Raw genomic sequence first — 14,269 nt, forward strand, 5'->3', positions numbered from 1 at the left:
GACATAAAAAACCCTGCAGCAGCAGGGTTTTTTATGTCCGGAAGAATAATCAGGCTTTTGTCAGATACGCTTCGATGGATTTCTGAATATGCTCTGCATCCAGGCCCATATCGCTGCGGATCTCTTCCTGGTCGCCCTGCGGCACATAGCTGTCCGGCAGACCGATATTGAGCACCGGCACCGGCTTGCGCTGCGCCATCAGGAATTCATTCACGCCACTGCCTGCACCGCCCATAACGGCGTTTTCCTCGACAGTCACCAGTGTGTCATGGCGCGCTGCCATCTCCAGGATCAGGGCTTCATCCAGCGGTTTGACAAAACGCATATCCACCACAGTGGCATTCAGATTCTCTGCCGCTTTCAGGACTTCCTCCAGCAGGGTACCGAAGACCAGAATTGCGGTTTTTTCCCCTTCACGGCGCACAATACCTTTACCGATCTCAATCTGAGTCAGTGGCTGGAGTGTGGCACCACAGCCGCCGCCGCGCGGATAACGCACCGCAACCGGGCCTTTGCCGTAGTGATAACCGGTGTGCAGCATCTGGCGGCACTCGTTTTCATCACTCGGGGTCATGATCACCATGTTCGGCAGGATGCGCAGGAAGGAGAGGTCAAACGCGCCCTGGTGTGTCGGACCGTCGTTGCCGACAATCCCGGCGCGGTCGATAGCAAACAGGACCGGCAGTTTCTGAATCGCGACATCGTGGATCACCTGATCGTAGGCGCGCTGCAGGAAGCTGGAGTAAATTGCGACAACCGGCTTGTAACCGCCGATAGCCAGCCCGGCGGCAAAGGTGACGGAGTGCTGTTCAGCAATCGCGACATCAAAATACTGATCCGGGAAGGATTTGGAGAAGCGCACCATACCGGAACCTTCGCGCATGGCAGGGGTGATCGCCATCAGTTTCGGATCGTGCTCTGCTTCTTCACACAGCCAGTCACCGAAGATTTTTGAGAAGGTCGGTTTGGACGATTTACTTTTCGGCAGTGTGCCGGTTGACGGATCAAACTGCGGGACGGCGTGCCAGCTGATCGGATCTTTTTCAGCCGGTTCATAACCGCGCCCTTTTTTCGTCATAATATGCAGGAACTGAGGACCTTTCAGGTCACGCATATTTTTCAGGGTCTGGATTAACGCAAGCACATCGTGTCCGTCCACCGGGCCGATGTAATTGAAGCCCAGCTCTTCAAAGAACGTGCTCGGCACCACCATGCCTTTGATGTGCTCTTCGGTTTTCTTCAGCAGATCTTTGATAGGCGGCAGGCCGGAGAACACTTTCTTTCCGCCTTCACGCAGTGTGGTGTAGAGCTTGCCGGAAAGCAGCTGTGCCAGGTGGTTATTGAGGGCACCGACGTTTTCGGAGATAGACATCTCGTTGTCATTGAGGATCACCAGCATGTCGGATTTGATATCCCCGCCGTGGTTCATTGCCTCAAAGGCCATTCCGGCGGTGATCGCGCCGTCGCCGATCACACAGACAGTTTTACGGTTGCGTCCCTCACGGGCAGCGGCAACCGCCATCCCGACACCGGCACTGATGGAGGTGGAGGAGTGGCCGACACTGAGGACATCATATTCACTCTCTTCGCGCCACGGGAAGGCGTGCAGCCCGTTTTTATGGCGGATAGTGTCAATGCGGTCGCGGCGCCCGGTCAGGATTTTATGCGGATAGGCCTGGTGGCCGACATCCCAGATCAGGTTATCAAACGGAGTCTGATAGACATAATGGAGTGCCACGGTCAGTTCAATCGTGCCCAGACCGGAGGCGAAATGCCCGCTGGAACGGCTGACGCTGTTTAACAGATATTGCCGCAGTTCATCGCAGAGTTTCGGTAAACTCTCTTTCGGTAACAGACGCAAATCATCAGGCGTCTCAACGAGTGCCAAAGTCGGATATTTAGCGATATCAATACTCATGTAATGCTCACTAATTCTTATTAAAGTTTCTGAAAATACCGGAATGTGCCGGACGGATTAGCTGTTACGTTCAATCACAAAATTAGCAAGTTCACGCAGGGTTGCTGTGTTGTAATGATGTTCTTCAAGCTGTGAAAGCGCAGCCAGTGATTCCTGATAAAGCGCCTGTGCTTTATCCTGAGCTGCTTTCAGCCCGAGCAGTGACGGATATGTGCTCTTCCCGTGAGCGGCATCACTACCCTGGCTTTTTCCGATCACATCCGTATGACCGATAACATCCAGAATGTCATCCTGAACCTGAAACGCCAGGCCGATAGCCTGTGCGTAAGTGTCGAGAGCCGGTAATACGGCATAGCCTGCTTCACCGGCACTCATCGCGCCCATACGGACGGAAGCACGGATTAAAGCACCGGTCTTATGGTTATGTATTTGTTCCAGCGCATGAATACCGATGTTTTTTCCTTCTGCTGCCAGATCAAGTGCCTGGCCGCCGCACATTCCGCCAAGACCGGCGGCATCCGCCAGTTCGGCGATCATCGCCAGACGGTCCTGCGGGCGGACATCCGGCATCGGCCGGGCGGCGAGAATTGCAAATGCCTGGGTTTGCAGGGCATCCCCCGCCAGAATAGCATTCGCTTCACCAAAGGCGACGTGGCAGGTCGGTTTGCCGCGGCGCAGTGTGTCGTCATCCATGGCCGGTAAATCGTCATGGATCAGGGAATAGGCGTGAATACACTCAATCGCTGCCGCCGGGGCATCCAGGTTTTCAGCCGTCACACCAAACATCTCACCGGTGGCGTACACCAGGAACGGGCGCAGACGTTTTCCGCCGAGCAGGGCGCCGTAATGCATGGCTTTACCCATGTCGGTGGCGGCAAACGGCAGCGTGGTCAGGATCTCATCAAGAACGTGATCAACACGCTCTCTGGCCTGTGTCAGTTGGTTGCGGAATGTTTCGGGAGTTTGTTCTGGCATGGTCATTCTCGTTCACACAGGAACCGCCGGATCCGGGCGGTCAGTCGTTTTCAGGTGTAAAATCGCTCAGCGGGGCGTTTTCATCATCATTCAGCAGGATCTGAACCCGCTGTTCGGCTGCCATCAGGGTTTTCTGGCTGGTGCGGGTCAGTGCGATACCGCGTTCAAACTCGGCCAGGGCTTCTTCCAGCGGCAGGTTACCCGCTTCCAGACGGGTGACGATCCCTTCAAGGGCATCGAGTGATGCTTCAAAGCTCAGTGCATCGGTTTTCGTTGCGGATGTTTTTTTGGTCATGGTCTGTTTTTCAGTGATGTTGCATTTATGTCGCAAATAATTCCTAGTTTACACTTTTCAGTGAAAATTGTGCCTTTCATTTACGATTTTTACGGGGCAGATCGAGATATGGTGATATACTGCCGCCTTTCAATTTCATCAACGGGGATTGCCGCTGCCTGACACCGGCTGCTCCGTCCTTTGCAAATCAAGCCGATAGCCAGTAAACCGTTATGAAGTTTATCATTAAATTATTTCCTGAAATTACCATCAAAAGCCAGAGTGTCCGCCTGCGCTTTATTAAAATTCTGACCAGCAATATCCGCAATGTGCTTAAAGATCTGGCCGAAGATGTTGCGGTTGTCCGTCACTGGGACTATCTTGAAGTCCGCGTGAAGAAAGAAGAGCTTGGCGAAGGTGTGGCTGATCGCCTGACCCGCATTCCCGGTATCCACCATATTTTACAGGTGGAAGAGCGCGCATTTACCGATCTGCATAATATCTATGAGCAGACCTTCGAAATGTATGCCGCATCACTGGAAAACAAAACCTTTTGTGTCCGTGCCAAGCGCCGTGGTAAGCATCCGTTCAGCTCCATTGAGCTGGAGCGCTATGTCGGCGGCGGTCTGAATCAGCATATTCCGTCCGCGAAGGTAAAACTGACGCATCCGGATGTGACGGTGAATCTGGAAGTGGAAGATGACAAACTGATCCTTGTGGTACGCCGTCTGGAAGGGATCGGCGGTTTCCCGATCGGGACTCAGGAAGATGTGTTGTCTCTGATCTCCGGCGGGTTCGATTCCGGTGTCTCCAGCTATATGCTGATGCGCCGTGGTTGCCGTGTTCACTACTGCTTCTTTAATTTAGGCGGTGCGGCACATGAAATCGGTGTGAAACAGGTAGCGCATTACCTGTGGAACCGTTTCGGCAGCTCGCACAAAGTCCGCTTTGTGGCGGTGAACTTTGAGCCGGTGGTAGCGGAAATTCTGGAAAAAGTGGATGACGGCCAGATGGGCGTGGTACTCAAGCGGATGATGGTCCGCGCGGCATCCCGCGTCGCGGAACGTTACGGCGTACAGGCGATTGTGACCGGCGAGGCACTGGGACAGGTTTCCAGCCAGACGCTGACTAACCTGCGCATGATCGACAACGCGACAGACACCCTGGTGCTGCGTCCGCTGATCTCACACGACAAAGAAACCATTATCAATCTTGCCCGTCAGATCGGTACTGAAGATTTTGCCCGTACCATGCCGGAATTCTGCGGCGTGATCTCGAAAAACCCGACTGTGAAAGCGGTGAAAGAGAAAATCGAAGCCGAAGAAGAGAAATTCGACTTTGCGATTCTGGATGATGTGGTGCTCAACGCGCAGAACATGGATATCCGTGTGATCGCGCAGCAGAGTGAGCAGCAGGTTACTGAAGTGGAGATGGTGTCTGAACTGTCTGCCACGGATGTGGTTCTGGATATCCGTTCGCCGGATGAACAGGAAGCGCATCCGCTGAAAATTGAGGGAACGGAAGTGCGCACACTGCCGTTCTACAAGCTCAGCACTCAGTTCGGTGATTTACCGGCGGAGACCACCTGGCTGCTCTATTGCGATCGCGGGGTGATGAGCCGTCTTCAGGCACTTTATCTGGCAGAGCAGGGTTATACCAATGTGAAAGTATATCGTCCCTGAATAATACCGGCTGCTGTTCTGAACCCTGCCTCTCCGGATGCAGGGTTTTATTTTACCACTAACAACATATTCACCTTTAAAATACCGTTATATAGTGAATTCGGCGTGTTGATTTCATTTTTCAGATGTTATTGTTTTTATAATTAAGGCGTTATTTTAATAAAGGACATTCAATGAAAAACGATACGCCCCGCGAATCGGTTAGTCGTTACTCTTATCTTTTTGTGATTATTATGGCTGTTCTTCAGGGGGGAATTCTGTACGGGAGTTCAGATTACAGTATCCGTAATATGTTCGGCCTGTCTGCACCAGCGGCTTATTTACCTGTATTGCTGGCTATTGTCGTTCCCTCTGTCTGCAGTTATCTTATCTCCGGGCTGAAATCAGCCCGTTTTTATATTTGCCTGGTTTTGGCTGCATTACTGGTTTGCTGGATGTATTACTGGTATTTACTGAATGCGGGAGTAACCAGCAGTTCAGCGCAGTTTATGAACAGCGTTATAGTGACCTCCCTGTTTTTTTTACTGCTGCCCTGGATGCAGTTTTGTCTCACCACCGGACGCTATAATCCCGGCTATACATTTCTGATGAGCCATTATGTCAGAAATACGGTGCTGGGAGCTGTTGCCTGTGTAATCGGTCTGATAGTCATCGGAATTATTAAAATTGCGGTCTATCTTTTTTCTATCGTCAATTTTGAGTATCTCAGCCACTTACTGGATAATGAGCTGTTTTACTGGCTTGGGTTTTGTATCGGGCTGAACATCAGCCTGGTGTTTATGCGGGGAACGCTTACATTCCCGGTGTACAAAATTACCGCCGGTGCCGCCCGTGCTTTATTACCGGTGCTCAATATTATTGCTGTTATTTTTGTTGCAGGCCTGCTGATTTCCGCGGTTTCTTCTGTCACAGTCAGCGGCCTCGGGTCGTCAGCTATGCTATTATTCATAGCATTGAATGTGATTCTGCTGAACCTGGTTTATGACAATGAACGCGGGCTGTTTTCTCTCCGCTCAGGGTTTAAATACCTGTTGTTGTGCGGTATTTTGATACTGAATATTCTGACGGTGATGTCCCTTTACGGTATCCTTATCCGCGTCAGTCAGTACAGCTGGACCGTTGAACGACTGTATGCTTTTTCTGCGGCATTATTTTTTACTCTGCTTATTCTGGCTTATAGCATGGCGATTATTTTCCGCCGCATTCATCTGACGGGAATCATCAGCAAAGCCGGGTTATTAATACTGATTACTGGGTTAATTCTGATTAATTCTCCGGTTGCGGATTTTAACCGTATTGCTGCCGGCAGTATTCTGGCGGGTGTGGATAACGGCAGGCTGAAAGTTGATTCGGAGCTGAATTATACTCTCGGGTATATGGGTAAAGAGGGTGAAAAGGTACTCGCCACGCTGAATGAAAATCCGGAATACCGCAAAGCACTGAAACAATCCCGTCATGACCGGGGAGAGCGGCAGTTGCTGCGTGATGTGATACTCGCGGTACCGGGCAGCCCGGCGTTGCCGGAGTCCTGGTGGGAAGGAAATCCTGATGTCACGCGCAGCTGGTTCTGTACCGAATCCTCTGCAGGCGGGGAGTGCATCGGCTTTATGGCGGATGCGGACGGCAACGGACAGGATGATGCGGTGGTCTGTATTACCGGTTCTTCTGATTCATCGTTCTATTGTCAGATCTGGCAGCAAGCCACGGAAGTCACAGACGGTCAGCCGGATAAACAGGTCTGGGAAGATCGGGATTACCAGGATATTCAGTATGCCTCTGAAGAAGAGAAGCAGGCGGCCTGGGCGGCACTGAAAGCGGGACATTATTCACTGAAACCCAAAGTCTGGATGATGGTGGTTCCGGAACCTGAAAAGGGTGCAGAACCGGAACAGGCTCCTGAGGTAATACAGACGCCCGCAACACCGGCTCCGCTTGTTATTCAGCCCTGATCAGCCAGCGTGCGGTAAGGGGAATCCTGATAATCCCATATCCCCGGCGGCAGTACTAATTCTGCCGCCACTTTTGCTGCGGTTTCCTGTCCGCACAGGCGCTCTGTCAGACGCAGGGCAAAATCGATGGCGGTGGCCGGGCCCTGGCTGGTCAGCAGATTAACGCGCTCATCAAAATAGACCCGCTGATTGACCCACTGTTTTGCCGGTATTTTATCTTCCAGCGCCGGATAACCGGTCATATTGCCGAGCGGAAACAGATTGTGGGTCACCAGAATGACAGACGGCGCTGCGCAGATAGCGGCAACAATGTGCCCGTCACAATGCATGCGGCGGATTTTTTCAATCACCAGCGGGCTGTCACGCAGATTCTCCGCGCCTTTCAGGCCACCCGGCAGCACAATGGCATCAAACGGGGTGTCCGCTACCCGCACCAGCGGCACATCGGCCATAATGCGGATCCCGCGTGAGCCGGTGATCAGGCAACTGCCGTCATCATTGGCACTGGCGAGTGTGACCGTTACACCGGCACGCACCAGCAAATCAGCGGTGGTGACGGTTTCGGTTTCTTCGCAGCCGTCAGCGAGACAAATGAGAACTGAAGGGGGCATTTTGTTCCTCTTTTTGTTTGACGAGGCTGTAAACGTGAATATGTTCCGGCAGCAGGATCCCGTGATAACGGGCACGTTGCAGCAGATAGCCGGTGATGTAATCAATTTCGGTATAACGGCCGTAAAGAATATCCCGGCGCATGGATGAGCTGTGATCCGCGGTTTTTTCAATCACATGAAGAATATATTCATAGATATTATCACCGTCAGTGTGGATCCCTTCGCGCAGCATCACTTCAGCAGCTTCATCACACAGTACGCGGATTTGCGGCAGGTGCGCCAACAGTCCGCCGTTTTTGCAGTCATAGATAACGGTGAGCGGAGAAATAACGCAGTTCACGGCGAGTTTTTGCCAGCTGGCCGCATCGATTTCATCATGCCAGGCCACATCCGGCAGTGCATCATGCAGAATATCCGCCAGATGGCCGTAATGACGGGCGCGTTCATTCACAGGGCCAATATGGGTCAGTCCCCGGCGGCTGTGATGCAGCAGGCCGTTTTCTTCATATGCGCCGTGGGAGGTGATGCCGGTCAGCAGCGGATTCGGGCAGGGGGATAACTCACGCGCCACGCCCATGCCATTGTGCAGCAGTAACACCGGGCAGGATTCCGGTATCTGCGGCAGCAACTGATTGACCGCTTCGGAGGTTTGCCAGGCTTTCAGGCAAACCAGTAATAATTCGGTTTGTGCGAGGAATTCCGGATCGTTTGTGGTAAATTGCCCGTAAAACGGCTCCCCGTTCAGAGAGTCAATATTCACATTCAGGTAGGGCTGGGGAATACGCATCCATCCCTGCACCTCATGATTGCCTGACAGTGCAGCGAGCCAGAGTTTCCCGATTGCGCCGCAACCCAGTACTGTTATTTTCATAAGGACTCCGGACAGCGAAAAAGATGTGAGCAATATCACTGAATAGTACCACTTTTTGGCCGTTTGCACCTTAGTAAATATAGCGGGAAATATAGTGCTTTTGTTGGTCTGATAAACCCGGTATTATGCCGGTCAGTTGAATATAGGGAGGTCTTCCGATGCCATCATTTGATATTGTTTCTGAAGTTGAATTACATGAAGTGCGCAATGCCGTGGAAAACGCACAGCGTGAAGTGACCAGTCGCTGGGATTTCCGCAACATTACCGCCACGATTGAGCTCAATGAGAAAAATAACAGTGTTAAAATGACCAGTGAATCTGATTTCCAGGTCAATCAGCTGGTTGATATTATGCGGGAAAAACTGGCGAAACGCGGAATTGACGGTGCGTCTCTGACTGTACCGGATGAGATTGTTCACAGCGGTAAGCTGTACAGTGTTGAGGCAACCCTGTTACAGGGGATCGATGCTGCACTGGCGAAAAAGATCGTCAAGCTGATCAAAGACAGCAAACTGAAAGTGCAGGCGCAAATCCAGGGAGAAGAAGTCCGGGTGACCGGCAAATCCCGTGATGATTTACAGTCTGTAATGGCACTGGTACGCGAAGGAAAACTGGGGCAGCCTTTCCAGTTCAAAAACTTCCGCGACTGAGTGTTATCCGGCAACCTGCATCAGTACGGTTGCCGGTTCCTGTCAGCCCTGTAAAACGGCCTCAAGTTGTTTGCGGTTTGACAGTCTGGTATCTGTTTTCACATACACCGCCCGTTCCTGCGCAATAATCACTACATCACTCACACCCGGCTGTTCGCGTAATTTCACAGCAATATCCGGATTATTTACGTCATTTTCCGGTAACTCCAGACGCAGACTGCTGACATACGGCGGCTGACGCAGTGTCAGACTAACAGCCAGCCAGATGAGTGTCAGTATCAGACCACCGCCGAAAACCGTTACCGCACCATTGATGCCGTAGAGCAGGCCGCCGAGGCTGCCGCCCAGTGCCACGCCGATAAACTGGCTGGTGGAGTAAATCCCCATCGCCGTCCCTTTGTAGCCCGCCGGCGCTTCTTTGCTGATCAGTGACGGCAGAATCGCTTCCATCACATTGAAGGCGATAAAGAAAATCTGTAATCCGCCGTAAAGCAGCCACAGGTTTTTGTCTGCCAGCAGAAACACGATTTCTGCCAGCGCCATCATGATTACGCAACTGACAAAAACCTGCTTCATTTTGCGGTACTTTTCCGCATAAATAATAAACGGCAGAACAGACACAAAGGCGATCAGCATCGTGTACAGATACGTCTTCCAGTGAGATTCCCGCGCCAGCCCGGCATCACTCATTACCAGAGGAAGCGCGACAAAGGTGGCCATCAGCAGGGTGTGCAGGGCGAGGATCCCGAAATTCAGCCGGGCGAGCTGCTTATCCATCAGCACCTGCTTAATCGCGCCTTTTACCACGGCGGTTTCTCTGTTCTGACGGTGCTCTTTGTTGTCCGGCACCACATACAGGGTGACGAGGATCCCGAGGAAGGCGAGCAGGGCAATACCCCAGAACAGGCCGGACAGACCGACGATATCCGCCAGTACCGGGCCGAGTACCAGAGCAACTGCAAAGGTGATCCCGATACTGATGCCGATAAACGCCATCGCTTTGGTGCGGTTTTGTTCGCGGGTGGTATCGGACAGTAATGCCATGACGGCAGCAGATATCGCTCCTGCGCCCTGGAGCGCCCGTCCGGCAATCACACCGTAGATAGAGTGGCTGAGTGCGGCAACAATACTGCCCGCCATAAAAATAATCAGCCCGCCGACAATCAGCGGCTTGCGGCCGATTTTGTCAGAAAGCAGGCCGAAGGGGATCTGGAAGATGGCCTGGGTCAGGCCGTAGACACCAATGGCAAAGCCTATCAGGGTGCTGGTGGCGTCTTTAAAATCGAGTCCGAACGTGGTGATAACAGGCAATACCATGAACATGCCGAGCATGCGCAGAGAAAATACCGAGCCTAAACCCCAGGTCGCGCGACGCTCAAGCGGGGTCATTTTATTATCGTTCATGGGATAACCTCAAAAAGACAGACACCACATTCTAATGAGATTTGTGGTTTTTACTAAACACAAAATGGCAGGGGAGCCCTGCCATTTTGTTATTACAGAAAGTGTGTGTTAACGACTGTAGGCCAGCAGAACATCACCGGAGACGCTGGGGTCAACAGACATCATCACACTGAGTGACGTGATAGCGACAATGGAGAACACGAACAATTTACGCGCCCAGACACGATCATTGGTTGTCTTATAGCCCGATAACGCCATGCCCAGCCACCAGACACTGACCGCTGCGGCGACAATCAGGTACTTATATCCCGCATACCCGCTGATGGCGAGCATCAGTGTGGCAAACATAAAGGCGATGATGTACAGGATAATGTGGTTTTTCGCCACAGAAATACCTTTAATCACCGGCAGTACAGGGATATTGGCCGCCTGGTAATCTTTGAAACGGAAGATGGCAATCGCATAGGAGTGCGGCATCTGCCATAAACTGAAGATTAACAGCAGGATCAGTGCGCCGGTATCAAACTGGCCTGTCACCGCGCAGTAGCCGATAACCGGCGGTGCGGCACCGGACAGACTGCCGACCAGTGTGCCGTAGACCGATTTGCGTTTCATGTACAGGCTGTAAACCCCGACATAAACCACAAAGCCGACAACAGCAATCAGCATTGCCACCGCATTGGCTGCCACTAACAGCAGCACCATGCCGGCAATACCCAGCACAGAGGCATAAACCAGACTGATTTTCGGGTCAATAAGCCCTCTTACCAGAGGGCGGTTTTTCGTGCGTTCCATGACGGAGTCGATGTCGCGGTCGATGTAATTGTTAAAAACACAACCGGAGGCCACGACCAGCGAGACACCGAGCAATGTCGCAATGAACAGGGGGTAATCAATGTCACCTTTGGAGGCGAGCAGGAATCCCCCGACCACAGAAATTAAATTTCCGAAAATAATTCCCGGTTTGGTCACTTGCAGGTATTGCTTCATCATATCGGCAACTCTTAATCAACCATCATATTGATGTTCAGGTTGTACATAATCCACAGTGAACCCACGACCACGATACCGATAATGAGGAGCGTGAACAGGAACGCAATCAGGTTCCAGCGCTCTTCAGACGCGGTATTCATGTGCAGGAAGCACACCAGGTGAACAAGAATCTGAACAACAGCAGTAATCACAACAGTCGCCAGCAGAACAGATGTTGAGGCGGTTCCCTCAATCACCATATAAAACGGGATGACTGTCAGAATGACCGACAATATAAAGCCGATCAGATAGGTTTTCACACTACCGTGGCTTGCCCCGGTACCGGCTGTATTTGAATGACTCATTACAGTGCCCCCAACAGATAAACAACGGTGAACACACAAATCCAGACCACGTCCAGGAAGTGCCAGAACAGGCTTAAGCAGTTCAGGCGGGTTTTATTCACTTCGGTCAGGCCGCGGCGGCTGGTCTGGATGATCATGATGATGATCCAGATAAGACCGGCTGTGACGTGAAGACCGTGTGTTGCCACCAGGGTGAAGAAACCGGACAGGAAGCCGCTGTGGTCAGGGCCGTAACCTTCGCTGATTAATTCATGGAATTCATAGATTTCCATCGCTACGAAGCCGAGGCCGAACAGGAAAGTCACAAATAACCACAGATTAACCTGACCCACCTGATTGCGGTTCATTGCCAGCATGGCAAAGCCGTAGGTGATACTGCTGAATAACAGCAGGAAGGTTTCCACCAGTACAAACTGTAAGTTAAAGATCTCTTTGCCGGTCGGGCCGCCGGCGGTGCCGTCTTTCAGCACCACATAAATGGCGAACAGACTCGCAAACAGAATCAGGTCACTCATCAGGTAGACCCAGAATCCGAAGACCTTGGTCGCACCTGCATCGTGATGCCCATGATTATCATGGGCGTTATTATGTTGAGTCAGGGTATTAGTTGACATTATCCACACCTGCCTTGCTCAGTTGTTCGTAGTGGGCGTTTTCGATTTTTTCGACTTCAGCCACAGGAACATAGTAATCCACATCTTCGTCGAAGCTTTTTGCAATCCAGGTGACGATCATGCCGGCGAAACCGACAATCGCGAGCCACCAGATATGCCAGATCATGGCGAAACCAAAGATCAGGCTGAAACCGGCGATAATCACACCTGCTGCCGTGTTTTTCGGCATATGAATTTCTTCATATTTTGCAGGACGTTTATGCGCGGTGCCTTTTTCTTTCATATCCCACCATTCATCACGGGACTGAACATCCGGTACTTCAGCAAAGTTATAGAACGGAGGTGGTGAAGAGGTTGCCCACTCCAGCGTGCGGCCGCCCCACGGATCCCCGGTAAGGTCGCGGTTCTGGTCACGGTCACGGATACTGACGTAGAACTGAATAACCTGGCACAGAATACCGACACCGATAATCGCCACGCCGACGGCTGCGATTAACAGCATGGTGTGGAAGGTCGGGTCAATGTTCTGGCTGATACGGCGGGTCATTCCCATGAAGCCCAGCACGTAAACCGGCATAAAGGCAACAAAGAAACCGATGAACCAGCACCAGAATGCGCGGACACCCCATTTTTCGTTCAGGGTGAAACCGAAGGCTTTCGGGAACCAGTAAGCGGTACCGGCGAAGCAACCGAAGACCACACCGCCGATGATGACGTTATGGAAGTGTGCAATCAGGAACAGGCTGTTATGCAGGACAAAGTTTGCCCCCGGCACGGCCAGCAGAACCCCGGTCATACCACCGACGGAGAAGGTGATAATAAAGCCGACCGTCCAGAGCATCGGGGTTTTGAATTCGATACGACCCTGATACATGGTAAACAGCCAGTTGAATATCTTCACCCCGGTCGGAATGGAGATGATCATCGTGGCGATACCGAAGAAGGCGTTGACGTTCGCACCGGAGCCCATGGTAAAGAAGTGGTGCAGCCAGACGATAAAGGACAGTACGGTAATCGCGATAGTTGCCCATACCAGTGAGGTATAGCCGAACAGGCGCTTTTTCGAGAATGTCGCAGTGACTTCAGAGAAGACCCCGAAGACCGGCAGAACCAGGATATACACTTCCGGGTGGCCCCATGCCCACACCAGGTTGATGTACATCATCATGTTGCCGCCCATATCATTGGTGAAGAAATGGGTGCCCAGGTAGCGGTCTAATGTCAGGCCGGTTAAGGTGACAGTCAGAATCGGGAACGCGGCGATAATCAGGATATTGGTACAGAATGCCGCCCAGGTGAAGACCGGCATTTTCATCATCGACATGCCCGGCGCGCGCATACGCAGTACGGTGGCGAAGAAGTTCACCCCGGTCAGCAATGTACCGATACCGGATATCTGGAGACTCCACAGCCAGTAATCGACCCCGACGCCCGGGTTATATTCCAGTCCCGACAGCGGCGGATAGGCCAGCCAGCCGGTCTGTGCAAATTCCCCGATACCCAGAGAGATATTCACCAGCATCACGCCGACTACAAAGAACCAGAAGCTCAGGGAGTTCAGGAACGGGAAGGCGACGTCACGGGCGCCGATCTGTAACGGCACAACCAGGTTCATCAGGCCGACAACAAACGGTGTCGCGACGAAGAAGATCATAATAACGCCGTGGGCGGTAAAGATCTGGTCGTAGTGTTCAGGCGGCAGGAATCCGGCTTCACCGGCAGACGAAAGGGCCTGCTGGGCGCGCATCATTATGGCGTCAGCAAAACCACGGATAAGCATCACCATTGAAACGATGATGTACATAATACCGATTTTTTTATGGTCAACGGTGGTCAACCATTCAGTCCATAACCACGTCCATTTGCGGAAGTAGGTGATAAGACCGACAAGTGCAGCACCACCCAGAATGATACCCAGTACCGTAATTACAACGATAGGCTCATGCAGGGGGATGGCATCCAGTGTTAATTTTCCGAACATGCT

Annotated in this window: 13 protein-coding genes; 3 read left to right on the plus strand and 10 right to left on the minus strand. The window is 52.1% G+C overall.

The window, feature by feature from the left end; translation table 11 throughout:
- Positions 1–49: 49 nt before the first annotated feature.
- The 3 genes from dxs to xseB are packed head-to-tail and all read right to left on the minus strand — an operon-like array spanning position 50 to position 3,188.
- On the minus strand, positions 50–1,918 hold the full coding sequence (gene dxs, locus ACSBQN_RS01305) for a 1-deoxy-D-xylulose-5-phosphate synthase (RefSeq protein ID WP_024474579.1): 1,869 nt from the start codon (positions 1,916–1,918) through the stop codon (positions 50–52).
- 57 nt (positions 1,919–1,975) lie between these two features.
- Positions 1,976–2,899: a (2E,6E)-farnesyl diphosphate synthase gene (ispA, locus tag ACSBQN_RS01310; protein ID WP_004236435.1), complete on the minus strand. Its 924-nt coding sequence runs from the start codon at positions 2,897–2,899 to the stop codon at positions 1,976–1,978.
- Positions 2,900–2,933: 34 nt separating this feature from the next.
- Entirely contained in the window at positions 2,934–3,188 is a 255-nt protein-coding gene (gene xseB / locus ACSBQN_RS01315) for an exodeoxyribonuclease VII small subunit (protein ID WP_004236437.1), read from the minus strand.
- Between the two features lie 212 nt (positions 3,189–3,400).
- Here xseB and thiI point away from each other — a divergent pair, with 212 nt between their 5' ends.
- Together thiI and ACSBQN_RS01325 are read left to right on the plus strand one after the other, a co-directional pair.
- Complete coding sequence (gene thiI, locus ACSBQN_RS01320; RefSeq protein WP_024474580.1) at positions 3,401–4,849, plus strand: tRNA uracil 4-sulfurtransferase ThiI; 1,449 nt, start codon at positions 3,401–3,403, stop codon at positions 4,847–4,849.
- Between the two features lie 173 nt (positions 4,850–5,022).
- Positions 5,023–6,798 (plus strand): DUF7057 domain-containing protein, encoded by a 1,776-nt coding sequence (locus ACSBQN_RS01325; RefSeq protein ID WP_024474581.1) that lies wholly within the window; start codon positions 5,023–5,025, stop codon positions 6,796–6,798.
- On the opposite strand, the gene yajL is transcribed toward ACSBQN_RS01325, so the two are convergent.
- Entirely contained in the window at positions 6,789–7,409 is a 621-nt protein-coding gene (gene yajL, locus ACSBQN_RS01330) for a protein deglycase YajL (RefSeq protein ID WP_024474582.1), read from the minus strand. The two genes, ACSBQN_RS01325 and yajL, sit on opposite strands and share 10 nt — an antisense overlap.
- Positions 7,378–8,280: a 2-dehydropantoate 2-reductase gene (panE, locus tag ACSBQN_RS01335; RefSeq protein ID WP_024474583.1), complete on the minus strand. Its 903-nt coding sequence runs from the start codon at positions 8,278–8,280 to the stop codon at positions 7,378–7,380. Before panE ends, yajL begins: the two co-directional genes overlap by 32 nt.
- A gap of 158 nt (positions 8,281–8,438) precedes the next feature.
- Between panE and ACSBQN_RS01340 the strand changes: the two genes are divergently transcribed.
- Positions 8,439–8,930, plus strand: coding sequence for a YajQ family cyclic di-GMP-binding protein (locus tag ACSBQN_RS01340; RefSeq protein ID WP_004236442.1), 492 nt, complete (start codon positions 8,439–8,441; stop codon positions 8,928–8,930).
- A gap of 42 nt (positions 8,931–8,972) precedes the next feature.
- On the opposite strand, the gene ACSBQN_RS01345 is transcribed toward ACSBQN_RS01340, so the two are convergent.
- From ACSBQN_RS01345 to cyoB, 5 genes are all read right to left on the minus strand, one after another.
- Complete coding sequence (locus ACSBQN_RS01345; RefSeq protein WP_201893945.1) at positions 8,973–10,334, minus strand: MFS transporter; 1,362 nt, start codon at positions 10,332–10,334, stop codon at positions 8,973–8,975.
- Between the two features lie 108 nt (positions 10,335–10,442).
- Positions 10,443–11,327, minus strand: a complete 885-nt coding sequence (cyoE, locus tag ACSBQN_RS01350; protein ID WP_024474585.1) for a heme o synthase — start codon at positions 11,325–11,327, stop codon at positions 10,443–10,445.
- A gap of 11 nt (positions 11,328–11,338) precedes the next feature.
- Positions 11,339–11,671: a cytochrome o ubiquinol oxidase subunit IV gene (locus tag ACSBQN_RS01355; protein ID WP_004236445.1), complete on the minus strand. Its 333-nt coding sequence runs from the start codon at positions 11,669–11,671 to the stop codon at positions 11,339–11,341.
- Complete coding sequence (locus tag ACSBQN_RS01360; protein WP_024474586.1) at positions 11,671–12,285, minus strand: cytochrome o ubiquinol oxidase subunit III; 615 nt, start codon at positions 12,283–12,285, stop codon at positions 11,671–11,673. The genes ACSBQN_RS01355 and ACSBQN_RS01360 overlap by 1 nt, the downstream gene beginning before the upstream one ends.
- A complete protein-coding gene (cyoB, locus tag ACSBQN_RS01365; RefSeq protein ID WP_004240399.1) occupies positions 12,275–14,266 on the minus strand; it encodes a cytochrome o ubiquinol oxidase subunit I in 1,992 nt (663 codons plus the stop codon). Before cyoB ends, ACSBQN_RS01360 begins: the two co-directional genes overlap by 11 nt.
- Positions 14,267–14,269: the final 3 nt, after the last annotated feature.

The organism is Morganella sp. B601, assembly GCF_051172335.1.
Lineage (GTDB): Bacteria > Pseudomonadota > Gammaproteobacteria > Enterobacterales > Enterobacteriaceae > Morganella > Morganella morganii.

Bases quoted from the DNA above. Each gene is read 5' to 3' on its own strand.
- dxs (WP_024474579.1), bottom strand. From the start codon at position 1,918: ATGAGTATTGATATCGCTAAATATCCGACTTTGGCACTCGTTGAGACG.
- ispA (WP_004236435.1), bottom strand. From the start codon at position 2,899: ATGACCATGCCAGAACAAACTCCCGAAACATTCCGCAACCAACTGACA.
- xseB (WP_004236437.1), bottom strand. From the start codon at position 3,188: ATGACCAAAAAAACATCCGCAACGAAAACCGATGCACTGAGCTTTGAA.
- thiI (WP_024474580.1), top strand. From the start codon at position 3,401: ATGAAGTTTATCATTAAATTATTTCCTGAAATTACCATCAAAAGCCAG.
- ACSBQN_RS01325 (WP_024474581.1), top strand. From the start codon at position 5,023: ATGAAAAACGATACGCCCCGCGAATCGGTTAGTCGTTACTCTTATCTT.
- yajL (WP_024474582.1), bottom strand. From the start codon at position 7,409: ATGCCCCCTTCAGTTCTCATTTGTCTCGCTGACGGCTGCGAAGAAACC.
- panE (WP_024474583.1), bottom strand. From the start codon at position 8,280: ATGAAAATAACAGTACTGGGTTGCGGCGCAATCGGGAAACTCTGGCTC.
- ACSBQN_RS01340 (WP_004236442.1), top strand. From the start codon at position 8,439: ATGCCATCATTTGATATTGTTTCTGAAGTTGAATTACATGAAGTGCGC.
- ACSBQN_RS01345 (WP_201893945.1), bottom strand. From the start codon at position 10,334: ATGAACGATAATAAAATGACCCCGCTTGAGCGTCGCGCGACCTGGGGT.
- cyoE (WP_024474585.1), bottom strand. From the start codon at position 11,327: ATGATGAAGCAATACCTGCAAGTGACCAAACCGGGAATTATTTTCGGA.
- ACSBQN_RS01355 (WP_004236445.1), bottom strand. From the start codon at position 11,671: ATGAGTCATTCAAATACAGCCGGTACCGGGGCAAGCCACGGTAGTGTG.
- ACSBQN_RS01360 (WP_024474586.1), bottom strand. From the start codon at position 12,285: ATGTCAACTAATACCCTGACTCAACATAATAACGCCCATGATAATCAT.
- cyoB (WP_004240399.1), bottom strand. From the start codon at position 14,266: ATGTTCGGAAAATTAACACTGGATGCCATCCCCCTGCATGAGCCTATC.